The sequence below is a fragment of the Shewanella sairae genome, assembly GCF_023283535.1.
Classification (GTDB): domain Bacteria; phylum Pseudomonadota; class Gammaproteobacteria; order Enterobacterales; family Shewanellaceae; genus Shewanella; species Shewanella sairae.
This window is the reverse complement of record NZ_JAKILT010000005.1, coordinates 101155-124547: the sequence shown is the minus strand read 5'-3', so window position 1 is coordinate 124547 and position 23393 is coordinate 101155. Positions and strand designations below refer to the sequence as shown.

General features: G+C 42.4%; 19 protein-coding genes and 1 riboswitch. Of the genes, 11 read left to right on the top strand and 8 right to left on the bottom strand.

The genetic code is table 11. From position 1 onward, the window contains the following. Positions 1–180 precede the first annotated feature (180 nt). A complete protein-coding gene (locus L2748_RS03535; RefSeq protein WP_220782465.1) occupies positions 181–1788 on the top strand; it encodes a BCCT family transporter in 1608 nt (535 codons plus the stop codon). Between the two features lie 292 nt (positions 1789–2080). Here L2748_RS03535 and L2748_RS03530 read toward each other — a convergent pair whose 3' ends face one another. Both L2748_RS03530 and L2748_RS03525 read right to left on the bottom strand, forming a co-directional pair. Further along, complete coding sequence (locus tag L2748_RS03530) at positions 2081–2437, bottom strand: hypothetical protein (RefSeq protein ID WP_220782466.1); 357 nt, start codon at positions 2435–2437, stop codon at positions 2081–2083. Positions 2438–2770: 333 nt separating this feature from the next. Then, entirely contained in the window at positions 2771–4630 is a 1860-nt protein-coding gene (locus L2748_RS03525; protein ID WP_220782467.1) for a methyl-accepting chemotaxis protein, read from the bottom strand. 371 nt (positions 4631–5001) lie between these two features. Between L2748_RS03525 and L2748_RS03520 the strand changes: the two genes are divergently transcribed. Together L2748_RS03520 and L2748_RS03515 are read left to right on the top strand one after the other, a co-directional pair. Next, positions 5002–6033: a tetratricopeptide repeat protein gene (locus tag L2748_RS03520; protein WP_220782468.1), complete on the top strand. Its 1032-nt coding sequence runs from the start codon at positions 5002–5004 to the stop codon at positions 6031–6033. Positions 6034–6133: 100 nt separating this feature from the next. Next, complete coding sequence (locus L2748_RS03515; protein WP_220782469.1) at positions 6134–6538, top strand: hypothetical protein; 405 nt, start codon at positions 6134–6136, stop codon at positions 6536–6538. Between the two features lie 142 nt (positions 6539–6680). Here L2748_RS03515 and ppnP read toward each other — a convergent pair whose 3' ends face one another. After that, on the bottom strand, positions 6681–6962 hold the full coding sequence (gene ppnP, locus L2748_RS03510) for a pyrimidine/purine nucleoside phosphorylase (protein ID WP_220782470.1): 282 nt from the start codon (positions 6960–6962) through the stop codon (positions 6681–6683). Between the two features lie 418 nt (positions 6963–7380). Here ppnP and L2748_RS03505 point away from each other — a divergent pair, with 418 nt between their 5' ends. The 5 genes from L2748_RS03505 to L2748_RS03490 all read left to right on the top strand — a co-directional run bounded on the left by L2748_RS03505 (position 7381) and on the right by L2748_RS03490 (position 14733). Beyond that, entirely contained in the window at positions 7381–10584 is a 3204-nt protein-coding gene (locus L2748_RS03505) for an HD domain-containing phosphohydrolase (protein ID WP_220782472.1), read from the top strand. Between the two features lie 49 nt (positions 10585–10633). Then, on the top strand, positions 10634–10765 hold the full coding sequence (locus tag L2748_RS24410) for a hypothetical protein (RefSeq protein WP_276516325.1): 132 nt from the start codon (positions 10634–10636) through the stop codon (positions 10763–10765). 194 nt (positions 10766–10959) lie between these two features. Further along, positions 10960–12126, top strand: coding sequence for a BamA/TamA family outer membrane protein (locus L2748_RS03500; protein WP_220782474.1), 1167 nt, complete (start codon positions 10960–10962; stop codon positions 12124–12126). A gap of 2 nt (positions 12127–12128) precedes the next feature. Further along, positions 12129–12920: a hypothetical protein gene (locus L2748_RS03495; protein WP_220782476.1), complete on the top strand. Its 792-nt coding sequence runs from the start codon at positions 12129–12131 to the stop codon at positions 12918–12920. Between the two features lie 283 nt (positions 12921–13203). Next, positions 13204–14733 (top strand): TerC family protein, encoded by a 1530-nt coding sequence (locus tag L2748_RS03490; RefSeq protein WP_220782477.1) that lies wholly within the window; start codon positions 13204–13206, stop codon positions 14731–14733. Between the two features lie 60 nt (positions 14734–14793). Here the strand turns inward: L2748_RS03490 and L2748_RS03485 are convergent, their stop codons facing one another. Together L2748_RS03485 and L2748_RS03480 are read right to left on the bottom strand one after the other, a co-directional pair. Then, entirely contained in the window at positions 14794–16164 is a 1371-nt protein-coding gene (locus tag L2748_RS03485) for an NCS2 family permease (protein WP_220782478.1), read from the bottom strand. A gap of 107 nt (positions 16165–16271) precedes the next feature. Next, a riboswitch (purine riboswitch) is annotated at positions 16272–16371 on the bottom strand. 142 nt (positions 16372–16513) lie between these two features. Further along, positions 16514–17389 (bottom strand): DMT family transporter, encoded by an 876-nt coding sequence (locus L2748_RS03480; protein ID WP_220782479.1) that lies wholly within the window; start codon positions 17387–17389, stop codon positions 16514–16516. Between the two features lie 146 nt (positions 17390–17535). Between L2748_RS03480 and L2748_RS03475 the strand changes: the two genes are divergently transcribed. Both L2748_RS03475 and L2748_RS03470 read left to right on the top strand, forming a co-directional pair. Beyond that, the gene (locus tag L2748_RS03475; RefSeq protein ID WP_220782480.1) at positions 17536–18039 is read left to right on the top strand and encodes a MarR family winged helix-turn-helix transcriptional regulator; all 504 of its coding nucleotides are present in this window, start codon (positions 17536–17538) and stop codon (positions 18037–18039) included. A 238-nt stretch (positions 18040–18277) separates the two neighbouring features. Further along, entirely contained in the window at positions 18278–20185 is a 1908-nt protein-coding gene (locus tag L2748_RS03470) for a methyl-accepting chemotaxis protein (protein WP_220782481.1), read from the top strand. A 260-nt stretch (positions 20186–20445) separates the two neighbouring features. Here the strand turns inward: L2748_RS03470 and L2748_RS03465 are convergent, their stop codons facing one another. Continuing rightward, positions 20446–20697 carry a DUF2999 family protein gene (locus tag L2748_RS03465; RefSeq protein ID WP_220765371.1) on the bottom strand — a complete coding sequence of 84 codons (252 nt, stop codon included), beginning with the start codon at positions 20695–20697 and terminating at the stop codon, positions 20446–20448. 283 nt (positions 20698–20980) lie between these two features. On the opposite strand from L2748_RS03465, the gene L2748_RS03460 reads away from it, so the two are divergent. Next, positions 20981–21661 carry a Bax inhibitor-1 family protein gene (locus L2748_RS03460; protein WP_220782482.1) on the top strand — a complete coding sequence of 227 codons (681 nt, stop codon included), beginning with the start codon at positions 20981–20983 and terminating at the stop codon, positions 21659–21661. 101 nt (positions 21662–21762) lie between these two features. On the opposite strand, the gene L2748_RS03455 is transcribed toward L2748_RS03460, so the two are convergent. After that, a complete protein-coding gene (locus L2748_RS03455; RefSeq protein WP_220782483.1) occupies positions 21763–22794 on the bottom strand; it encodes an HlyD family secretion protein in 1032 nt (343 codons plus the stop codon). Then, positions 22794–23102, bottom strand: a complete 309-nt coding sequence (locus L2748_RS03450; protein ID WP_220782484.1) for an Mg2+ and Co2+ transporter — start codon at positions 23100–23102, stop codon at positions 22794–22796. The genes L2748_RS03455 and L2748_RS03450 overlap by 1 nt, the downstream gene beginning before the upstream one ends. Positions 23103–23393 lie beyond the last annotated feature (291 nt).

Sequence of the window (23393 nt, the reverse complement as noted above, 5' to 3'; positions counted from 1 at the left end):
GGCCGATTTTTCTTCGACTTTTGTATGTGCTAAAATAGTTGCCCTTTTACAGCCTCAACCTTTACAAAGTTGGTTAATCGCTTTGCAATAGCCGAGGAAAATTCACTCGCTCAGTTAATAATATGCTGCTTTAAGCAGTGCGAATATTTGACTGCTGACGACGACAAAAGAGAATACTCAATGTCGAATTTGACACAATCTGTTGAGCGTAAGTCAACGGATGAAAACTATCTTGCTGCTCATCCCCCAGAGCGAAGAGATGCATCAACCACTAACGCCTTTACCAGCCCTGTACTCTGGTTAAGTGGCGGTTTCCTCGTTCTCTTCGTTCTACTTGCTGTTTTCGATACTTCCGCTCTGTCCAACGTCATTCAAGTTGGATTCTCTAAAGTGACCCTATGGTTTGGCCCTTTTTGGCAAGTATTGTTATTTGCTAACTTTGTTATTGGTCTCTACCTTGCCTTTGCCAGAACAGGCGATGTTACCTTGGGTAACCTTAAAGCGCCTGAAATGGATACCTTTAAATGGTTGGCTATTATTCTCTGCACCTTATTAGCCGGTGGCGGTGTATTTTGGGCCGCTGCTGAACCTATTGCTCACTTTGTCTCTTCGCCACCATTTTATGGTGAAGCCGAAGGTCGCCGTTTGGCAATTAATGCATTATCGCAGTCATTCCTACACTGGGGCTTTTTAGCCTGGGCGATATTAGGCACCTTGGCGGCAATAGTATTGATGCACCTGCACTACGACAAAGGCTTACCACTACAACCTCGTACTTTGTTGTACCCAATATTTGGTGATAGAGCGCTGAATGGCTGGATTGGTACCTTAACCGACACCTTCTGTATTATCGCTGTGGCAGCAGGAACAATCGGTCCGATTGGCTTCCTTGGCTTACAGATTAGTTATGCGCTCAACGCTTTGTTTGGTGTGCAAGATACTCTGATGACGCAGAGCTTGGTGGTGTTGTTTGCTATCGCTATGTATACCTTGTCGGCATTAAGCGGCTTAAGCCGTGGTATCCAGATTATTAGTCGCTATAACATTATCTTGGCTGCAGCGTTGATTATCTTCATTCTGCTATTTGGACCTACGAGCTTCATTGTTGATGGGTATATGCAAGGCATGGCGAGAATGGTCAATAATTTTGTGCCTATGTCGCTCTATCGCGGTGACGCTGACTGGTTAAGTTGGTGGACGGTATTTTTCTGGGGCTGGTTCTTGGGTTATGGCCCTATGATGGCAATCTTCATTGCGCGTATTTCTCGTGGCCGTACTATTCGTCAATTGATCTTGTCGATCTCTTTGATTGCACCGCTGATCACCTGTTTCTGGTTTAGTGTCGTCGGCGGCTCAGGTCTTGCGTTTGAGCTCACCAATCCTGGGGTGATGGCTAATGCATTTGAAGGCTTTAACTTGCCGGGCGTGTTGCTGGCAATTACTTCGCAGTTACCTATGCCAACGCTGATTGCGATTCTGTTTTTGATCTTAACTACCACGTTTATTGTTACTACAGGTGACTCGATGACCTACACCATTAGTGTGGTGGTGACAGGTTCTACAGAGCCGAGCGGCGCGATGCGTGCATTTTGGGGGATATTAATGGGCTTAGTGGCTATTGCCTTGATTGCGATGGGCTCAGGCGGTATTTCTGCCTTGCAGTCGTTTATCGTAATTACTGCCGTGCCAGTGTCATTTGTGTTGCTGCCATCACTTTGGCAAGCGCCGAAAATTGCTAAAGAAATGGCCAATAAGCAATTTGGCAAAGCGTCGCTAACCCAGCAATAAAAATTATAGCTAACGCTATATCAAACTATCTAGGATAAGCCTCTAGGATTACGATTCAGGATAAGTATCTAGCGCAAAAGTCGCTTTTAAAGGCCTCGTTACAGCAATTGTATCGGGGCTTTTTTATCGCAGTAAACAAGGTGTTTTTTAATGCTAGATAACTATTGCTCGCTGGAAGCTATAGCTAGCAATACTTGCAGCCATCTTAGCTGTAACTGTGGCTTTAAATGCAAGCTATTACGTTTTGTATGTGTAGCGCTAAAGTAGGGTGATTTTTTACACAAGAGTTGATTTACATCTCTTCGGTAACTGTACACATGCCAGTAAAGGCTGGCTGGTCTGCAACTTGAACGGTAGCTAGCAGCTGGTGGTCGGCAAGGGGATATTGGCTATAGGCGATATAAGTTGGGGTTTCGCTAATATCTTGGCCATCTACACCGTCGATGCGATAAATGTTATTCATAATAGGTGAGGTATAACTGCCATCAATGCTGACCAACGCCTGATTTGAACGTAAGATTTCGATATTCTTCATAATGACATCGTCACTGCCTTTGACCTTACAGATAAGATCACCTGCCTGTGCCACGCCGCCGAGTGCTGCAATGCTGATGGTAGAACCGATTAATAGTTTACTCAATGTATTCATTCAATCTTGCCTCATTAGTTGTGCACTCAAGCAAGGCTCGCTATCTAGCGCTAAGCTAAGTGCAATATTTTATACTCAATACAGGCATTTAAAATACCTGTTTATTCAGGGTAACGAATATGAGCACTATAAGGCAATAATAGTTCCCTCTTATGTGCTGTCAATTTGGTTATTTGACAATCTAAATGAAGAAATGAGACTTGAGTGCGTTTTTACCGTTGCTGAGTCATATTTTTTATTTGCATCCTCTTAGATTGAACTGGGTTAACATGCTGCAGCAAATCATCGGATTGATGCTACAACATGTTCAACAGTGGCGCCTACCTAAAGCCTTTAGCTCACCTTAAAAAACGCCATTTCGTCCTTAACTTTATGAATCAAACTAGAGATATCGTTATTTACATCACTAATCGTATGGGCGTTGTTTAAGCTAACTTGAACAGTACTATTGATATTTTCTACACGGTGAGAAACATCTAAGGTGACTGCCGACTGCTGTTCAGACGCCGTTGCGACTAATCTATTGATATCAGAAATTGATTCAACTTTTCTCAGGATCTCATTGAACGCCGCTGCAATCTCTTCAGCAATTAAGTTCGACTCCTCAACCATATGTGAATTACTAATCATGGATTCATCAGCTTTTTTCGATTGCTCTTGTAGCTGAGTGATAATGTTTTGAATATCGATTGTAGATTGCTGCGTCTTTGCTGCTAACGATCTCACTTCATCGGCAACAACAGCAAAACCACGACCTTGTTCACCCGCTCTTGCTGCTTCAATTGCTGCGTTTAGCGCCAGCAAGTTGGTTTGCTCTGAAATAGAAGTGATGACATGTACCACTGTGCTAATTTTTTCGGCGTAAGCTCGTAGTTCATTAACAATCACGACCGACTCTTTTATCGATTCGTTGACTTGCTCGGAAATAACCGCGGAACGGCTTAGAGTTTCAGAGCCTAGATTGACAACTGTGAGTGCTTCAGATGTTTGTGAGTCAGCTAAAACTGCGTTTTGTGCGACATCGGCAGCGGTAGTTGAAAGCTCAAGAATCGCAGAGGCGACTTGATCGACTTCTAATGATTCATTTTCTGCATTGGTTTTGTTTTGTTGAATAATGGCTTCAATAGAACCCTGATTTTCTAATAAAGACTCGGTTACTGCAGCCGTATTCTGGGTGATATTTCTAATGTTCTCTTGCATATCACGCAGTGATATTGATACTAGCCCGGTGCGTGAGAAAGTGACCCCCACCAAGTTGCCTTCAGCAAAGATACGAATTTTAGCAGCTAATTCTTTAGGCTCTTCACCTAAGTTAGTATCAATTTCTTTTCTTACAATGAAGAAAACAACTAACGCTAAGATAACGCCGACAAGCAGTAACTGCAGCACGACTGTAGTGAGCAGTTCGTTGCGACTTTCAACAATTGAGTTTTGACGTGTAAAAGCAAATACATCATATTGATTATTAAAATCTTGCTTGGTTACACTGTAGTAATCACCATTTTCACTCTGATATGAATAGGGAATAGCTTCTACACTTCGATAGACTGGTCGTAATTGATAGATGTTTTGACCTTTCCAAGACTGGCTACTCGCATCTGCAAATAAAACGTGACCGTCTTTACTGGTAATCACATATTCAAGATTGGTTTTTTCTAATTCTTCAGTGATATCGATATCGATACCAAGGACGCCAACAATAGTATTAACGCTATTTTTTATTGGTGATGAAACGGTAATAATGGTCTCACCTGTAGAGCTAACGTAAGGCAAAGAAACAATGTTTTTTCCCTGCATTGCAAGAATAAACCACTCTCTGCCCAAGTCTTTAGCATTAAAGTTTTGCATTACACCGCTTGTTTCATTGGAGTAGGTAAAGGTTTCACCATTAGGTTTACTGAAGTAAACCCCCATGTACTTTCCCTTTGACTCCGTCACGATTGAACGCATGATACTTAACGTATCATTGTCAAATTCAAACGTTGAAAATGTTTTAGCTATGCTGCGAACGCTATTTTTTGCGTTATCGAGAGCATTGGTCATAGTGCCATTTAGAATGTTTACAACCGTATTATTTTCTTTTAAAACATTTGAGTTTTTCCAAGACTCAAAGAAATTATAACTAACATAAAAGCTTAAAATAATTAGCAAAGATAGTGTCAAAACAAAATAAGCGGTAATCTTTTTTAACATGATGTAGAGCCCTACAGGATAATAATTATGATGTCGTATTTAGCGGGATTTAACCGAATTAAATCAGCTAAATGACACCATAGCTAAAGCGACAAGATGGTTTAAAAACTAAACAGTGATAAGCCGATTTTTTATTTAATTTAAAATGATTTTTTTACACCCCTGAAAATGTAAATTTACTTGGATTGTATTTAAATAATGTGCAGGCATAAGTTGTTAAATTAACCCTCAGTGTCGACTCTTATGTTGCTGTGGTTTGTTTGTGTTGCTTTTTTTTGTAAATTGCTCATAGCTATTTAATACTCAATCTATGCATTGGAGCAGTGCGTTAGCTTGGTACTCAGCGTATTTATTATTGATAGGGAGCAACTATGCTAAGACTTTTATTTTATCGCTGTTATTTTTCGCTCTCTAGGTTAGCAAGTTTAGGGGCTTGTTTTGTTGCAATATTTGCTTTGATAGGGTGCAGCAGCCAACAAGGCGTGGAGTCACAGCAGATCAATGTATTACAGCCAAAGTTATTTGATCCTTGGTGTGATTATGCCGTATCAGGGCAAGCGGATATTGTGACTCAGGAGTGTCTCGACAATGCTAAACAAGGCGACGAGAATGCGGCCACTAATTTGGCTTACTTGTACGCTAAAGGCATGCTGGTTGAACAAGATAATCATCGCGCCATGGATTTGTACCAAGTCGCTGCAGAGCAAGGCATGCCTGAGGCGCAGTTCTCATTAGCTGAGATGTATCGCAGTGGCAAAGCGGGTGAAGCTGAGCCGGAATTAGCTCGCTATTGGTATCAAAGGTTGGCGAGCCAGCCTGTTGAGCCGCCACTCCCAAGGCATCAAGTAGATGCCCAGTTTATGTTGGGGTTAATGCACTTTCAGGGTTTTGGTGGTGATGTAGACTTAGTTCGTGCTGAAAAGTGGTTAAAACAAAGCAGTGATAATGACCACAGCGAGGCACCATATGTATTAGGTCAGATCTATCTAGAGCAGTATCACAAGCCAGAGCTGGCGCTTAATTGGTATCAAGTCAGTAGCGAGCGTAAGTTCGCGCCGGCAATGCACCAAATCGGTATGATGTATTTGAATGGACTGCTTGGTGATATTGATGCTGTAAAAGCTGAAGCTTGGCTCCACCAAGCGGCGGCACTTGGTTTGGCTGAAGCGCAAGTTGATTTAGCCACCCTTGAATTTAACGAAAGGCATAACCAGCCGAATTTTATCAAAATTTATGTATGGCTTGATGCAGCCGCTAGTCAAGATAATGCTATGGCTAAGCAGCGGCTCGAATTTATTATCGCTAAACTGCCCCCGCAACAACTAGCCGCTGCACAGGCGTTAAGCCAACAATGTATCGAGAGCCAATTTAAACAGTGCACCAGCCTCCATTTAGTTAATTAACTAAAAAATTAACTTTGATTTTAATATAGGACTCAGGTTTGCTAATTATGATGAGCCAATTTGTTGTCTATTTTTGTCGTCAAAAGAGGATGGTTTCATCTTGGATACACATAATACTAAAGCGACTCGTCGAAAGCCTTTAGTCGCTCTAGGCATCGTGGCTTCTATCGTGGCTATGTTCGCAGCCTTGGTTATGGTCATGCCTAAAGGGTTTAAGGCTACCCATGAACAGATTGGTACGGGCAAGCCTGCGATTGTGTTTGTTTATGATAATGGTTTAGCCATGGGTAATAGTCAGACTGAGCAGATGAATGAAGCGCGCGATTATCTTGGCGATTCAGTGCATTTTCTGATTGCCACAACGGGTACGCCCGAGGGTGATAAGTTAATCCGTGAGCATCGAGCTGATTCGGCTGAATTGTTATTGTTTGATGCCACTGGCAAGCTGACTAAAAGACAATATGGTTTGAAAATGGCGGGTGAATTAGTGATGTGGGTTGAGTAACTCGTTATCAATAAATATGGCTTTAGAAGCCTATTGTTTTTTATAACGCGTGTTTTGGGATGCTAAACAATAAATTAACCATCCACAGTGCCGATTTTAGCGTAGGCAGCGGATGGTTTTTTTATTTTTGGCTAATGACGCATTAGCCGTAAATGCAAAGGTAAGCCGTTTGCGTCGCGACCTTTACTTGAAACTTAGCATCACCGATAACATCAAATTGTTCACCAGCGTTAAAGGTTTGCCATTCAGTTTGCCCTGGTAGTAATACGGTTAGCGCACCTGAAATCACCTGCATCACTTCTGGTGCTGCAGTAGCAAACTCATAATCCCCAGCTTCCATAACACCTACAGATGCTGGTTTATCAGAGCCTGCAAAAGAAATAGACTTAACCTGACCTTCAAAATATTCATTAACAGCTAACATTATTATTCCTCGTGATAAGAGCGTTGAACAAAGCTAAACAGGCTTAGTTTAGAGTCTATGAATCAACGACTGGATATTACCATTAAACTTTTATTGCTGCTGTATCGCAATAACATATTGAGTTTGACTGATAGGAAACTAATCAGTTTGCGACATTGATGTAGAAAAATTTTCATGAACAAAACTTATTTCATTAAGAGTAATTTACTAGATGTTATGTTTACTTTAGCTAAATAAAGTCACAAATAGCTCTATAGCAATACGCTTAACTTGATATGGGGTAAATAAGCAATTGTTCTATTATTAAAACGCTTATTTCCTCTTAAATTCAAACTGTAATGCTAGTGCGTTATGTTGACTTGTTACTTGCTTGTAATAAGATGCATTTTCAGGGATTGAATGAGGGAGCAGGGATTCTATGGACACCTTGGTTAATAAGCGCAAGAAGCGATTCACTATTCGAGTGACCGTGGTGGGGATCTTTATTTTAGCAACGGTATTAACCGCAGCTATCGCCATAGGCTTGCAATACTATTTTAGTAAAAGTATGGCAACAGACTCCGCTGTTAACTTGTATGATCTTACCGCTAAAAATACCAGTCGTTACCTTACCCAAGTCGATAATCAAGCCATTAACACCGTCCACCTTCTTTCTAATCTCGATGCACTATCCGTCAATGGCGGGGTAAATCTTGAAACACGGCGCGTATTTGCAGAAATAATGCGAACTAACTCATTATTCTATGCGCTTTATATTGGTACCCCTAATGGCGATTTTTACGAGCTGATTAATCTTGATGCCCATCCAATAATCAGAGAGCAGCTTAATGCATCTCATCTAGATCGTTGGGTGCTTATTGCTATCAATGGTGAGGGAGAGTTACGGCAACGTAAGCAATCTTATTTTGATGACCAATTTACCCTGCGAGTCAGGGATACAGAATCGAGCGAGTATGATGCTAGCGTGCGGCCTTGGTTTATCAACGCGAACACTCAAACTGTTTCAAAAACTGAGCCTTATCTGTTTCAACACTTACAGTCTCCAGGACAAACTTACTCAATAAAATTAGCAGAAACTGGCGCTGTCTTGGCGTTAGATATTGCACTGTCTAGTCTATCTGATTATTTAGTTATGCAAGGTCAAGATGGCAACGCCGCAAGCGATAAACAAATATTCCTCTATAAGCAAAGTGGCGAACTAATTGCTTCAAACCAAGTGAAGCAAGCGAGTATACAAATACCACAATCTGTTCCTTTATCTTTAACCGCTAAGCAGCGAGATTTAATTGCTAGAACAGAGCCGTTAAAAGTGTCCAATGAAACTGATTGGGCACCGATCGATTTTGCTATATCGGGAATGCCTCAGGGCTACAGTGTTGACTTGCTAAATCTTGTGGCTGATATGACAGGGTTGGAGCTTAGATATATCAATGGCTTTAGCTGGCTAGAGTTAACCGATAAGTTTAAAAAACAAGAATTAGCCATGCTCCATTCCGTTATCAAAACTGACGAAACACGTTTACTCGGAGAGTTTAGCGAGCCCTTTCTTGAACTGCCTTATGCCTTGGTGACCCAACAAGGGCAAGAGCCTATTACGCATATCGAGCAGTTATTTGGTAAGCAATTAGCTATCCCAACGGGTTGGTCAATTGTAGAGGTGATTAGAAGTAACTATCCGCAAATAGAGCTTGTTGAGATGTCTTCTACTTATGCCGTATTGCATGCGGTTGAAGAGGGGGAAGTCTATGCGGCTCTGGATAGCAGCATTATTTTACACTATACCGCTAAGCAGTTTTTTGTTGAGAATATTCAATATCATGAGCAAATTCAGTTTGCACCGTTAACTCTAGATACAGGCTTGCATATTGTGCTTGCCAAACACAATGCAGAGTTAATTGAGGTTATCAATTTAGCCTTAGCCAATATTACAATTGAGCAAAAACAGGCTTTAAGAGATAAATGGTTTGCCGGTGGCGAAAAACAAAACTTAACCACTCAAGGTACAGTGCCTTATGAGGCGTTAATTGATTTTGCAAAGCAACCAAGTCGCCAGAGACAGTTAATTCAACGCGAGATTAACGGCGTAAAAGAGTTTCTTTATGTTACGCCGTTTGGCGATGCATCAGCGGGGAGCCAAGAATACTTTGCAATAGTGGTTCCGGCAAAAGAGTTGCTCGCGCCTAGTGTTGAAAAAGTTCAGCAATCCATTTTATTAACGAGCTTATGCCTATTGTTGATTTTTCCAGTGTCGTGGGTTTTCTCCTCACCGATTATCAGGCCGATTAAGTTGCTCGCCAAAGAAAATGAAAAAATCAGAAACCGCCAATATGATGATGTGATTAAAGTCGATTCCAATATTACCGAGCTTGATGAATTAGCCCACTCTATGATGGATATGTCATGTTCAATTAAAGAGTATGAAGAGAATCAAAAGGAGCTAATGGAGTCCTTTATCAAGCTTATTGCACAAGCGATTGATGATAAGTCTCCCTATACTGCAGGGCACTGTAATCGAGTACCAGAGCTAGGTTTAATGTTGGCCGATGCTGTTGAAGAGTCAGATTTGGCGCCATTTAAAGACTTTAAGTTTAATTCTGCAGATGAACATCGTGAGTTCAGAATTGCGGCCTGGTTACATGATTGCGGCAAGATCACCACGCCTGAGTATATTGTGGACAAAGGCACTAAGCTCGAAGCCGTATATAACCGTATTCATGAAGTGAGAATGCGCTTTGAGGTCTTGTTACGTGATGCCGAAATATATCATTTGAAGCAGATAACTAAAGATGCTGGGGCGCTAGACTTTCATACTGCAGAGTTGGCGAAAAAGCAGCAGCAGCTTAGAGAAGATTTTGAATTTATTGCCAAGGCTAATATCGGCGGTGAATTTATGGGGCAAGAGGCTAAAGATCGTTTGGCTGAACTGGCGAATATTACTTGGCAGCGTCATTTTGACGATAGATTAGGTTTGTCGCCTGTTGAAGAACTCAATCTGAGTGAGCGAGAACCACAGGAAACTTACCCGGTTACAGAGCCGCTTTTACGTGACAAGCCAGAGCACATAATTAAACGCATTAATGAAGTTAAATTTGACCCTAAATTTGGCATTAAGATGACGATCCCAGAAGATCAATATAACCATGGTGAGTTGTATAATTTATCTATTTCACGAGGGACGTTAACTGCTGAGGATAGATTTAAGATCAACGAGCACATCACCAGCACCATTAAGATGCTGGAGAATCTACCATTTCCACCAGAACTTGCTCGAGTGCCACGTTACGCATCGACTCACCATGAAACCTTAAAGGGCACAGGTTATCCACGTAAGCTTAGTGCGGAAGACTTATCGATCCCTGAGAGGATCTTGGTTATCGCCGATATTTTTGAGGCGTTAACCGCTGCTGATAGACCATATAAAAAGGCGAAGCCGCTAAGCGTTGCGATTGATATTTTATATAAGATGGCACTTGATGAGCACTTAGATATGGATCTTTTTAAGTTGTTTCTATCAAGCGGAATTTATTTGCAATATGCCAATAAATTCCTCGACCCGGCGCAGATTAATGAAGTGGATATTGCTAAATATATAAACTGTAAAGCGATGGAAAAAAGAGCATAAGTTATTCTAGTCATAACAGTAGAGCTGGCTGGAATCCTAGGATACACAAGTGAGTCAACTCGTCGCATTTTTGCATAGCTTAACAGATAGTTGTTTAGCTGAAGGTCGCAATAGCGACTGTTTAACGCCTTGGATCCCCCTAGATCCAGATGGTCTGCGTCTTGAAGCGGTTATGCAATAAGCCATGCTGCCTATGCTAAAGAGTAAACCAATCGGTTTACTCCTTTTTCTTTGTACATGACACAAAGTCATTGTTGAATAGTGCTCAAATGGTAGAATGCGCAGCTCGGTGAGCAGCAGGCAGAATTATCACTTTTCTTTCACAGCATATCGCCTACAACACTCCATTATTCTTCACTATTAATTCGAGCATTTATGAAACGGATTTTACTGTTAACCTTCTTAGCACTTTCTAATCAGGCGATTGCCGTTGAGCCACTGTTTGAAACACCAAAAGATATGCAGCCGACTTGGGTTGATGAGATCTTGTCAGTGTTTGGCGCCGATGGTGAGTTTGATGAAACTAAGCCTATCGATATGAGCTACCTACCTACGGCGTATTACACACCAGAGAAGAAGTTTGGTGTGGGCTTACTTATGGTTGGCCTATATAAAACCGATGGTTCATCGGGTGAAGAGCAGCCTTCATCTATCGTGCTTAATTCGTTTGTGTCGATGAATAATTCTTACGGCGTTGAAGTGGAAAATATGACATTTTTCAACGGTGGTAAGCAGCGTCTGCAACTTGGTCTAGAGCTGCATAATGAGGCGGCAGTGTATTATGGTCAAGGCATTGAGCAGGGCAACATTGATGCCAACCATCATGAGTTTGAAGAGCAAGTTTATAGCTTTAAACCCGTTTATATGACTGAAGTTGCTGATAACTACTTTCTGGGGATCGGAGCAGACTTAACCTATGCCAGTGCTGAAAAACTTGAGCTAGTGGAAACTGGTTTGCCGATTGATTCTACAGATATTCTGCCAAATAACTTCAGTACCGGTGTGAAGCTAACTAGCATCTATGATTCGCGCGATTATCGCTTGAATGCCACCAAAGGTTGGTTATTTCAAATCGATGCCGGTCTTTATCACAATAGTGAGTATTCATCGTTTTCGACTTACGATGTCGAGCTCGCTAACTATATCGATTTAAGCTCAACGTCTTTGTTAAGTAATGCACCAGGCCTTATTGCATGGCAGGTGCAAGGTCACTTTACTGAAGGGGATGTGCCATGGAATATGCTGCCCGATTTAGGCGGTTCAGGTGCGATGCGCGGTTACATTAAAGGGCGTTACCGTGATAAGCAAATGATGATGGGGCAGGTTGAATATCGTCTGCCTATTTTCCAGCGTTATGGCATGGTGTTTTGGGGCGGCGTTGGCAGTGTTGCCTCTAAGATGAGCGACTTAAATGAAGAGTTGCTGACCTCTTACGGCACAGGCTTTCGCTTTAAAATTAAAGATAACATCAATTTACGTCTCGATATTGGCGTGGGCGAAAATGAAACTAACTTTTACCTCAACGTGAATGAAGTATTCTAATCATGGCTGGTTTATCGCGCGCAGTTGTTAGCCTTGTGGGGCTTGGATTGGCTTTTAGTACAAGTGCTTTAGCAAGTGATGCTGAGCTGGCTAGTGCTGAAACTGTGTCTAGCACTACGTCTCAGCTACAAACGGTTACATCTGAGCGATTAACTGAGCGTCAGTGTCGTCGTAATGCCCAGTACGATATTTACCTAAGCGGTATTCATACTGGCACTATGGATCGCACTGAAATCTGGCAAGGCAACACGGCGGTGGTGACCACTAAGAGTGAGGCGAGTATTTTAGGTATTGGCACTCAGTACCAGCAAACGGCTGAGCTTGCTTGGTCGAATGCGAGCGAGCAATGGTTGACGCAAAAATTTCACCAAAAAGTCACCGGTTTTCGGGCCCGCGATATGTACGCCAGCTTTAGTGACAATGGCTTAGTGTCTCAGGTGGATATTGATGGCGATGTCGAAGATTATCGCTCTGATGATATCCCGTTACGAGATGTAGACACTTTAGCCATTCAAATGCGTGAGTTTTTGCTGCGAGGGCGACAGCAGTTTCGTTTAATTAGGCAGGCATCAGATGCGATTGAGCCTTACCAGTATTATGTGCAACAGCCGATAACTAAAAAGATTGCCCCATGGGGTGAGCTTAATCTTATTCCTGTAGAACAAAGCGGTGCAGAAGAGGTGACCTATTATTTTGCGCCTGAAATGGATTACCAGCTTATTCAAGCGCGCTACCACGGCATTATATTACGCGGACTCATTGAGCTAAATAAATACAGCTCATCTTGTGACTAACACGCTCTTCGGCGACAAATACCTTAGTTTTATGGCGGTGATTAACGGCAAAAACATAAGGCGGTCGCTGCTGGATTAGTTGGATTATGTGTATAGCGAAAAAGATAAATGGGCTCATCTTACCTGTTATTAGGTCGACACTTTCCAAAGTTAAAGTTTAATTAATTATTGTTTTTTGCGATTCTCCAATATAAATGCATTTAACTCTTATTAATGCGTTATATTTTGGAGCTATTGACCAAGCTGATATTAACAATATCGGTATTTGGAAAATGAACACACGATGGAATTTCTGCTTGAACCCCAAATTTGGATTGGTTTAATTACCTTAATTATTATCGAAATCGTACTCGGTATCGATAACCTCGTTTTTATTGCCATTCTAGTTAAAAAGCTTCCGCCAGAACAAAGAGACAAGGCAAGAACCATCGGATTGTCGCTCGCGCTTATTATGCGATTAGGCTTACTGAGTATTGTGTCTTGGTTAGTCACATTAACCCAGCCTCTGTTCAGTATTTACGATCTCAGCTTCTCAACCCGAGATCTGATTTTAATCACAGGTGGTCTATTCCTATTATTTAAAGCGACTCATGAATTGCATGAACGCTTTGAAGGCGATATGAATCAACAGCAAGGCACTAATGTTTATGCCAGTTTTGGTGTGATCATCGCGCAGATCTTAGCGCTAGATGCTGTATTCTCACTCGATTCAATTATTACCGCTGTAGGTATGGTCGATAGTTTAACTGTGATGATGATTGCGGTTATCGTGTCTATGATTGTGATGCTATTAGCGTCTAAGTCGATCACTAACTTCGTTAACGCGCACCCAACCGTTATCGTATTGTGTTTAAGCTTCTTGTTGATGATTGGCTTTATTCTGGTAGCAGAAGGCTTTGGGGTCCATATTCCTAAAGGCTACTTATACGCAGCAATTGGTTTCTCAATTTTAATTGAAATGTTTAACCAAATGATCAGCTCAAGCCATGCAAAGCATGCTGAGCGAGTGCCACTGCGCCAACGTACTACAGAAGCTATTTTCCGCTTGATGGGAAATAAGCATTACAACGTCCATGATGACGAAGGCGCAGAGCCTGCGCCAGTCAGCTTTGGAGATGCAGAGCGTGAGATGGTCACCGGTGTATTATCACTATCAGAGCGTAATGTGCGCACTGTGATGACTCAAAGAAGTGAGACGGTTTGGTTAAATACAGAGGACTGCACTGATAAGATTAAACAAACGATTAAAGACAGTCGCCACCAAAACTTCCCAGTATGCAGTGGCTCGTTAGATAATTTAGTCGGTATCGTGCGTAGTAAAGATTTACTACTAGGCATTGAAGCGGGTGAAAACCTAGCGGATATCGCAGCGGCTTATCCTGCCTATATCGTGCCAGATAGCATTAACGTGATTCGTTTACTCGATGGCTTTAGAGAATCAAGAGCAGGCATGGCAGTGCTTGCTGATGAGTTTGGTAGCATTCAAGGTATTGTCACTTTACATGACTTGCTTGAGTCGATTGTGGGTGAGTTCCCTGATATTGGTGAGATCCCTGAGATCAGTGTGTGTCACGATGGCTGGTTAGTTAAAGGCTCGACTTCACTGCATGACTTAGAGTCGCGTTTAGAGACCATAGGCTTAATCGATAAGCAGCAAGAGTACATTACTGTTGCTGGTCTATTGTTAGCGGTGAACTCAACCATTCCTAAGGTGAGTGATGTGGTTGAGTTTGCTAAGCTAAAATTTGAAATCGTCGAAGCTGATGACTTCAAAGTATCAATGGTCAAAGTGAGTCATATTCAAGCGAACTAATCAGTTTTACCTAAAGAAAAGGGTCTGCATTGCAGACCCTTTTTATTGGCTGTAACAAGCTTAAAGCATCAACAAGTAAGCGATAAAGATCAGTGATAGGGCATAGATGATCGGGTGTACTTCACGGCCTTTGCCAGCCACTACCATAGCAAATGCATAGCTGATAAAGCCCATCGCCATACCGTTAGCCGGTGAGAAGCTTAAAATGGTGAACATAATGGTAAAGAAGGCGGCGATACACGAAGGCTTATGGTCCCAATTGATATGACCTAAGCGGCCAACCATGTATATACCGACCACTATCATCGCTGGCGCGACAATAGCGGTAGAAAACATCGAGAACACTGGGTAGCAAAATAGTGCCAGCAAGAATAAACAGGCAGTTGCCACCGCGGCTAAACCGGTTTTAGCCCCTTGGGCTGAGGCAATACCCGACTCAGAAAACGCAGTAATGGAAGTTGTGCCTAATACGCTACCAATCACGGTGCCGCCCGCATCAGCAACCAGTGCTGAACGTGCGTTTGGTACCTTGCCATCTTTATCGATAATACCTGCGTCTTTACCCACACCCACAATGGTCGATAAACCATCGAAGAAGTCGACGATAAAGAAAATGATCACGATAAATAGCAGATCAAATAGCTTATCGACGGTGAGAAACTCAAAGTTAAATACCTTACCAAAGCTCGGCTCAATGCTTGGTGGTACGCTAAACCAGTTTTCAGGAATTGGCGCATATTGGGTACCTAGCACCGCATCGCTAATAAGCGTTAAGGTAATTGAAGTCATAAAGGCGATAAAAGTGGCGAGCTTAATATTGCGCACCATGCAGCCTACTGCGACAAATAAACTGATAAAGGCAATGGCAACTTGCGGTTGGCTAATATCTCCCATGCTCACCAGCACCACTGGGTTCGCAACAATAATCCCGGCATTCTTTAAACCTAAAAAGGCGATAAACAGGCCTAAAGACACTGTGATAGCGAGTTTAAGATCCTCTGGGATCGACTCAATCATCTGCTTGCGAATTTTGGTCATCGAGAAGATTAAATACACGATACCCGACAAGAAAATGCCGAATAGTGCCTCGTGCCAAATCAGCGCCACAGAGCTTGATGCTAGCATGCCTTTGAAGAAACCATTCATGCTCATGCCAGGGGCTAGCATCACTGGGTAGTTGCCGAAAAAGCCCATTATCAAGGTGGCGAGTGCTGCGGCTAATGCTGTGGAGGTAAAGATGGCGCCTTTATCCATGCCATCAATGCTACCTAAAATCGCCGGGTTCACCGCCAAAATATAGCTCATAGCCAAAAAGGTAATAAAGCCTGCGTAAAGCTCGGTGCCAACATTGGCATTGCGCTTAGAAAGTTGGAAAGTGTTTTCCATAAAGCGGGACTGTCCCGCACGTCGAAGTAAGCTAGAGATTGCCACAGTGGTGCCTTATTAATGTTTATTGATGCGCTTATTTTTAAGCGCAGAGAGTTCAATACATTTATTGGCAGATACCACTGGGCTGCCAAGTGTTGTAGACGTTTGGCAACAGACGGTGATTGGGCTGTAGTCACAAGATTAGGTCTTGTGGTAGAGACTTCTGGACCAAATTTCCAGCGATATACAGCACAATAAATTGTTGGCGCGGATTGTACGCAAGCACGGAGGTTGCGCAAACAATTACAAGAGAAGTGTGCTGTGGATCAATGTTTTGCGTTGACTGAAAAGCATTAATTTGGCTCAGTCGATATAGACTGAGCCGGAGTTGTAAGAGGTCGCTTTAGCACACTTAGTCTAGGCGTTGGCGTATAAGCTGGATAAGCGCTGGCGTAACAGAAGCTAAGATCATGCCTGCCATTAGCAGGTATTGCTGCGCTGTAAATGATTCGCCGAGTAAAATCATACCGCTGATGATCCCGGCTATAGGGTTTGCAATACCGCCAAAGGCAAAGTCGACCACACTCATCCGCTGCAATAACCATACATATAGGCCGTAACCCAGTGCCGTATTGAGTAGGACGATCCAAGCGATCCCCATCGCATTGCGCCAGTCAATGTGCTGCACTGCTGCCACATATGCCTCGGGGGCGTAGCTAGCGTGGATCCCTGCAACTACCAGTAACAAGCTGCCACCTATAATCAGTTGCCAAGTGAGCACTGTCCACCAGTGAATGCGGCTGCCTAGTGCTTTTGTCATGGTACTGCCAACAATAATGCAGCTAATTGCAGCGAGCATAGCGGCTAAGCCAAGCGGATTTAAGCTGATCGATTTTGGATCAAACAATAACCAAGCAAGGGCAATAATGACCGCACCTGATATTGCTTGCAGCGAGTTGGGGCGCTTTTTACTGACAACCCAATGAAACAACATGGCAAACACGGGGACGGAAACCATACCGACGCCAGAGATCGCTGATGGTAGCGTTAATGCCATAACAAAAATCAGGCTGAAGAAGATGGCGATATTGATCGCACCAAGTTTAATTAGAATCGGCCAGTCAGCTTTATTCGGCAAACTTGGTTTAATCGCCAATAAAATTAACCCCGCCGGTAACGCGCGGATCGCACCTAATAGCATTGGTGGCCAGTCAGGTAAGCTGAACTGAGTAACCGCGTAGGTGGTGCCCCAAAAAAATGCAGTGATCATGGCGAGGAAAATATTCATAAACTACCTTGCTGTTAAGTATCTTTACGTGAAGATAGATTTTATTGTTGATCGATAATTTATTTTTGTAAAGTATCTTTCTGTGAAGTATCTTTACATTAAGTTTATTGCTGGTGGGTTAGCTTGAGGCAAAATAAAGGTGACAAATGGAAGATATTGATAAGGTTATAGCGCAGTGGGGGCGAGAAAAGCCGCATCTGGATACCCTGCCAATGGCTATTTTTGGGCGGATTATGCGTTTGCAAAAACATGTTGAAGCGCAGATTGCTGCCTGCCATAAACAATATGGCCTAACCATGGGCGAGTTTGATGTACTAGCAACATTAAGGCGTTCAGGTGAGCCGTTTAATCTTACGCCATCAGCATTGTTGTCATCGATGATGTTAACGTCTGGGGCAATGACTAATCGTTTAGATAAGCTAGAGTCCAAAGGCTTAATTGAGCGAGTGCACAGTAAAGAAGATCGCCGCAGTGTCTCGGTGGGCTTAACTGATGCAGGTTTTAATACCATAGATAAAGCGATCGAAGATCATGTGCGTATTCAGCATCAACTGGTTGAGCAACTATCTGCTACTGAGAAACCGGAGTTGAACCAATTACTCAAAACCTGGTTAGCAGGTTTTGAGGGGGAATCTAGTATTTTGAGCTAGCCTAGCATTTTCGATCTAGCTTGGTCACTCATAGTGTAAATCAGTCATTAAGGGTCAGCAGTTTGCTGGCCCTTTTTATTTTGGTTTTGTGGCAGTTGAAAATAATGGCTTCCATAGCTGCTGTTGAGCTTCTCACGGTTTGGAATTGATTCCTAGCGTATAAGTCTAAGCATATATTGCAATCTTGCTCGATGAGTTAAATGACTGCATAGGACATTTAGACAAGGAATTAGCCACCATGAAAGCGCTTGGATTTAAACACACTATTACATTGGCAATCATTGCATTGGTATCGTGCAGCTTATTGATTGCAAATTGGATTTCATATCAGTCACTAAAGCAAGACACCATTGATTATGTGCAAGCCAGCTCGAAAGCAATGACTCACAATGAAGCCAATACAATATCGCAATGGTTTAATAATAAGGCTACGGCGATAGTGACATTAGCGCAGCAATATAAGCGAGGAGAGGTGCATCAATATGTCGATTTTGCACGCTTTACCAAGCAAGCGAGTGTTCTGTACTCTGTGTTTTGGGGATTTGAAGACGGTAGTTCCTACGCTAGTGTTAGTGACAGTGATGTTTGGCGCGATGGTGTTGCAGACCCTTTGCAATATGATCCTAGACCGCGTGGCTGGTATCAGCTCGCTCGTGCTAATTCTGAAGCTGTGCTGACGGATATTTATACCGATGTTGTGACAAAACAGCCTGTGATTTCGGTTGTTACCAACATCGGAGATGGTGTGCTGTCGGGTGATATTGGGTTAGAAATCTTAGCCAGTACGGTTGAACAGGTTGAATTTCCTGGAGCCGTTGCCGCGATTATTGATCAGCAAGGTAAAGTGCTTGCTTCGTCATCAAAGTTATTCAATGTCGGTCAAACATTAGCTGATTCAGGGCTCAGTGAGTTGCAGCGCAATATTGTGGCAAACCAAACATTTAGTGGTGATTATTATAGTGACGGCCAACAAAATCTAGTATTCAGTGAGTCGATCCCTTTACTGGGTGAGCAAAATTGGTATCTATTTATTAGCGTGGATGAAAGTGTTGCTTATGCTGGATTAAACGAATCGCTGCAAGATTCTATTTTGGTCTCGATAGTGATGTTATTAGCGAGTATCGCTTTCGCTTTAGCTATTTTGAATCGATTATATCGTCCAATTTTAAGCCTCAAAGATGTCGTGATTGCATTATCGCAAGGTCAGGCTGATTTAACTCATCGCTTACCGGTAACAAGCAAAGATGATTTAGGAGAAATCGCAGCAGGGATCAACCGCTTTGTCGGCAATCTGCAGACATTAATGCAAGAGGTTTCCGTTGGCTCACAAGAAATTGGTCAAAGTATTGTGCATTTACATCAACGTACAGATGAAAACAGCCATGTTTTGCAGCAACACGTTATGGAAACAGAGCAAGTCGTCACCGCTGTTGAAGAGATGAGTGCCACAGCGATTGATGTTGCTAATAATACCTCTAATGCATCTCATGCAGCAGTAGTCACCAACAATCAAGTTACTGATACCAATGATATTGTAGCTAGTACTAAGCAAACGGTTGATAGACTTATCCAAGATGTAGAAGAGACCGAGACAAACATCAGTAATGTGGCGCAGGATGCTGTCAGTATTACTAAAGTTTTACAGGTGATTGGCGAAATAGCTGAGCAGACTAACTTGTTAGCCTTAAACGCAGCGATTGAGGCTGCTAGAGCTGGAGAGCAAGGGCGAGGTTTTGCTGTTGTTGCAGACGAAGTACGGGCATTAGCTGCAAGAACACAAATAAGTACTACAGAAATTGAGCAGACTTTAGATAAATTACAGCAGGGAGTGCATAGCGCGGTAAATGCTATGAAGCAAACTAAGCTAACCTGTGAGCAAGCTAGTCAGGCAACCATTAAAGTGACTGATAATTTAGAGAAGGTGGTGACTTCTATAACTGAAGTTAACGATCTTAATACTCAGATAGCAACTGCTGCCGAAGAGCAAAGTGCAGTATCAGAAGAGGTCAGCCGTAATATGAATGCTATTCGCGATATGGTGGTCGTGTTAGATGATAATGGTAAATCGACCCAGGAAGAAGCCAATAGACTCACGACTGCGAATCAAAAACTGATAGCGGTTGTTGATAAATTTACCATTGCTTAAAATTAGTTAATTTTATTTAATACAACCTTTTAGCTGGTTATCTTGATTGTTTTACGTTGCCGGTTTCTGCGTTGAATAGCGTTATAAGGGAGCAATCATTCTTTCAGTCATTTGAGTTCTGACTAGATCAATGTCTTACACTGATGGGTAATAAGTCCACAGATATCAAAATTCAGATAAAAAAATGCCTTATAGCTGTGTTGCTACAAGGCATTTAGGTATGCGGAAAAGCGGTGGCTTTGCTGGGATTGAGTCGCTATCTACTTCTGTAGTTGGGCTTTAGCCGCTTCAACTTTAGAAAAGTCTAAACCTAGCTCTTCAACCGCTTCTTTAATCAATGCAGGGTTTTGCATCACAAGACCCATAAGTTGCTGTAGCTTCTCTGGTGGAATGCCCAGCTGACCAATAACAGCCATCGCCATCATTGGGTTTTCAGTTAGCGTTTGGAACAGCTCTTTAGCTTGTTCATCACTGACGTTGTGTTCTTTTAAGATCGCAAGAATCGGGTTCATTGCCTTACCTTTGTGAGTATGTAAATTTTCAATAGTGACTAATTCTAACACTCATCCCTGCCCAAGGTGGAGTGAGTTTTATTGTTGTGTGTGCTGTAGGCATACCTGTAACTGACAGTTGTTAACCTTAGAATAGGTTTAGCTTAAAATGTAGTCATTTAACTCTCTGTTTATTGACGAGTTTTGCAAAATTAGCTTTTAGTGATGTAGCCGAATTTAAACCTTAGTTAAGCTGCGCAACAGTTGGCGTGTAACGTCGTATTATTGCTAGGAAATAGCTTACATGGAAAAGTCACAAGCAGGCCTGAGTCATTACTTATCTGGGCTGTTTTTAAAAGATAGGCAGGTTAGCAAACGGGTATTCAACTTAGTGATTGGTTTAGTGCTAATTTGGGGATTTAGTCTTAATTATCTAGCTGTTGCGTATTTTCCGGTTGAAATACTGCATTGGATAAATCCATGGGTTTTGCTAGTAGTTGTGTTTGGCTCATTAATGGGCGGCTGCTTGATTATGCTGCAGTATCCGCTGCCGCTGGTGAGCTTTTTGGGCTACAACCTGATGACTTTGAGCCTTTGCATTACTTTAAGCCTACTGCTACAAGGGTTTAGGGCGGCTGAGGTCGCGTTAGCCGTGGAATATACCGCTGGCATTACCTTGTTAATGATCATTACTTCAACCTTAGTACCTAAGCTTTTTTTGAGCTTTGGCAAGGTGTTATGTGTGATTGGTGGATGGATAGTGCTGGTTGAGTTTACTTGGCTGCTGCTCTTCGGTCATAGTCACGATATGATCCATTTACTTGTTGCAATGAGTAGCTGTGGTTACATTGGTTATACTTGGGCAGTTGCTTGTGAGTATGGTGAAACCTTAGATGAAGCGATCGATTTTGGTGGTATGTTGTATATCCATATCATGAATTTATTTATGCGTATTCTTAATCTTATTTCATCGCTGCGATCGTAATTGATAGCCAATGAGATGAAGCAAAAGCACAGCCTAGGCTATGCTTTTTTCGTTTAGGCGTTATTACTTAGTAGAAACACTAAAATGCAAAAACTAAAAAGTTATAGCGGATTAAGGTAGGCTTTTACTGCCGTTAATCTTACCGTCGCGCCGCCGATAATATCTAGAAAGCCTAATATCGACATTGGCTTGTCGGCACTGACCCATGCTGAGCCAGTTGCGCCAATGGGGAGCATCTCCATTGTGGCTTCATCCACCTCTAGCACCACGGTTCGGCCTACTGGCATAGCCCCTAAGTTGATATGACGCGACACCATTTGCTCGCGTGGTAAGATATCGCCCTGAGCTTCACCTGTGGCTTCGACCTTACTGTGCACTCTGGCTCTAAATATCTGCCCTGGATAAGCATCAATATAAAACTCGGCAAATTGACCCGGTTGAATATAGGCAAATGATTGATCGGGGATACGCATTTCGACAAATTTGCGCTTGATATCCCATAGGTGCATGGCACCGACACGTGAGCCATCGGCGATATAAACATGGGTTACCATACCGTCAAACGGTGCGCGCACCTCTAGACGTTTGAGCTCAAACTCTTGTTTACGCAGCTGCGCATATTGCACCTCAAGTTGTGCGTGTTGTACCTTGAGTTCAGCTTTGATGATCTCAACGTTATCTTCAGCGTTTTCTAAGTCACGCTCACTAACATGCTGACCTAGTTCGGCTTTACGTTTATGGGTGCGCTTAGCTTGGGCAAGCTTTACTTCAGTTGCCTCGATGCTGCGCTCAACCTCGTTAATGCGCGCATTGATCTCATCAATGGCACTGCTCACCTTGTCATCGACCAAGGTGTAGATAAGCTCTCCCTTTTTGACTTGTTGATTATGATCGACTTTGATTGATTCTATCTGCTGACCAATGGCGGGTGACAGAATCGCATGGGGTGCTCTGACTGTGGTGGAGTTGGTTAAATCCGCAGGTGAATAAAAGCGGTGAGCCAAAAACAGCGCACTAGCAATTAAACAACCGACAAATACGCTAATAAAATAATTGCGCGGTCTGGTTTTTATCACTTTGAATTTAAACAGTAACCAAACGATAAAAATGTACGGCAGCATGATCTCTTTCATTAGCGTGTCCCCCTAATCCATTCTTGCGCTCTGTCCCAGTCGGTGACGATGGCGATAACGGCCAGTACCCATAAAGGTTTCCAAAATAGACCTAACATACATAGCCAAAACACCAGTTTTGCTTGCTGCATGCCTTGTTCTTTAGCGAGGTACTTAGGCAAAGAGTGCAGGTGCCAAAGTTTTAGAGCGACCCAACTGAAGATGCCGATAGTGATTAAGGTGACGACCCACATAAAGGCCACGGAATCGAGCAGTACCATCACACTAGGTAAGTGTTCATAAACTAGGTCTGTATTGTGGATTTTCATTCAACTCTCTTAATCAATGTTTGATCACTTAAGGCTTAAAACACATGCAATATTAGCGTTTGCTAGCTGAACCAAAGTTGAACTCCTTATTCAGTTATTTGTTAGATAACGTCAATAAACTGTGTTTTGAGACAAGCACTGCAAAAAGTCGACTAATTTGATTTTATGTAAGTTTTTTGGCATTTCTTTTTAAAAATATATTTTGTTGGTTGTTTTTATTGGTTAGAAAAGGGTTTTACTGGTGTTAGTGCTAGTTAGATTTTAATTTTGTTTATTTTTATCTGTTTTTTA

Excerpts from the sequence above, each read along its gene's own strand:
- L2748_RS03535 (WP_220782465.1), top strand. The coding sequence starts at position 181 with ATGTCGAATTTGACACAATCTGTTGAGCGTAAGTCAACGGATGAAAAC.
- L2748_RS03530 (WP_220782466.1), bottom strand. The coding sequence starts at position 2,437 with ATGAATACATTGAGTAAACTATTAATCGGTTCTACCATCAGCATTGCA.
- L2748_RS03525 (WP_220782467.1), bottom strand. The coding sequence starts at position 4,630 with ATGTTAAAAAAGATTACCGCTTATTTTGTTTTGACACTATCTTTGCTA.
- L2748_RS03520 (WP_220782468.1), top strand. The coding sequence starts at position 5,002 with ATGCTAAGACTTTTATTTTATCGCTGTTATTTTTCGCTCTCTAGGTTA.
- ppnP (WP_220782470.1), bottom strand. The coding sequence starts at position 6,962 with ATGTTAGCTGTTAATGAATATTTTGAAGGTCAGGTTAAGTCTATTTCT.
- L2748_RS03505 (WP_220782472.1), top strand. The coding sequence starts at position 7,381 with ATGGACACCTTGGTTAATAAGCGCAAGAAGCGATTCACTATTCGAGTG.
- L2748_RS03500 (WP_220782474.1), top strand. The coding sequence starts at position 10,960 with ATGAAACGGATTTTACTGTTAACCTTCTTAGCACTTTCTAATCAGGCG.
- L2748_RS03495 (WP_220782476.1), top strand. The coding sequence starts at position 12,129 with ATGGCTGGTTTATCGCGCGCAGTTGTTAGCCTTGTGGGGCTTGGATTG.
- L2748_RS03490 (WP_220782477.1), top strand. The coding sequence starts at position 13,204 with ATGGAATTTCTGCTTGAACCCCAAATTTGGATTGGTTTAATTACCTTA.
- L2748_RS03480 (WP_220782479.1), bottom strand. The coding sequence starts at position 17,389 with ATGAATATTTTCCTCGCCATGATCACTGCATTTTTTTGGGGCACCACC.
- L2748_RS03475 (WP_220782480.1), top strand. The coding sequence starts at position 17,536 with ATGGAAGATATTGATAAGGTTATAGCGCAGTGGGGGCGAGAAAAGCCG.
- L2748_RS03470 (WP_220782481.1), top strand. The coding sequence starts at position 18,278 with ATGAAAGCGCTTGGATTTAAACACACTATTACATTGGCAATCATTGCA.
- L2748_RS03465 (WP_220765371.1), bottom strand. The coding sequence starts at position 20,697 with ATGAACCCGATTCTTGCGATCTTAAAAGAACACAACGTCAGTGATGAA.
- L2748_RS03460 (WP_220782482.1), top strand. The coding sequence starts at position 20,981 with ATGGAAAAGTCACAAGCAGGCCTGAGTCATTACTTATCTGGGCTGTTT.
- L2748_RS03455 (WP_220782483.1), bottom strand. The coding sequence starts at position 22,794 with ATGAAAGAGATCATGCTGCCGTACATTTTTATCGTTTGGTTACTGTTT.
- L2748_RS03450 (WP_220782484.1), bottom strand. The coding sequence starts at position 23,102 with ATGAAAATCCACAATACAGACCTAGTTTATGAACACTTACCTAGTGTG.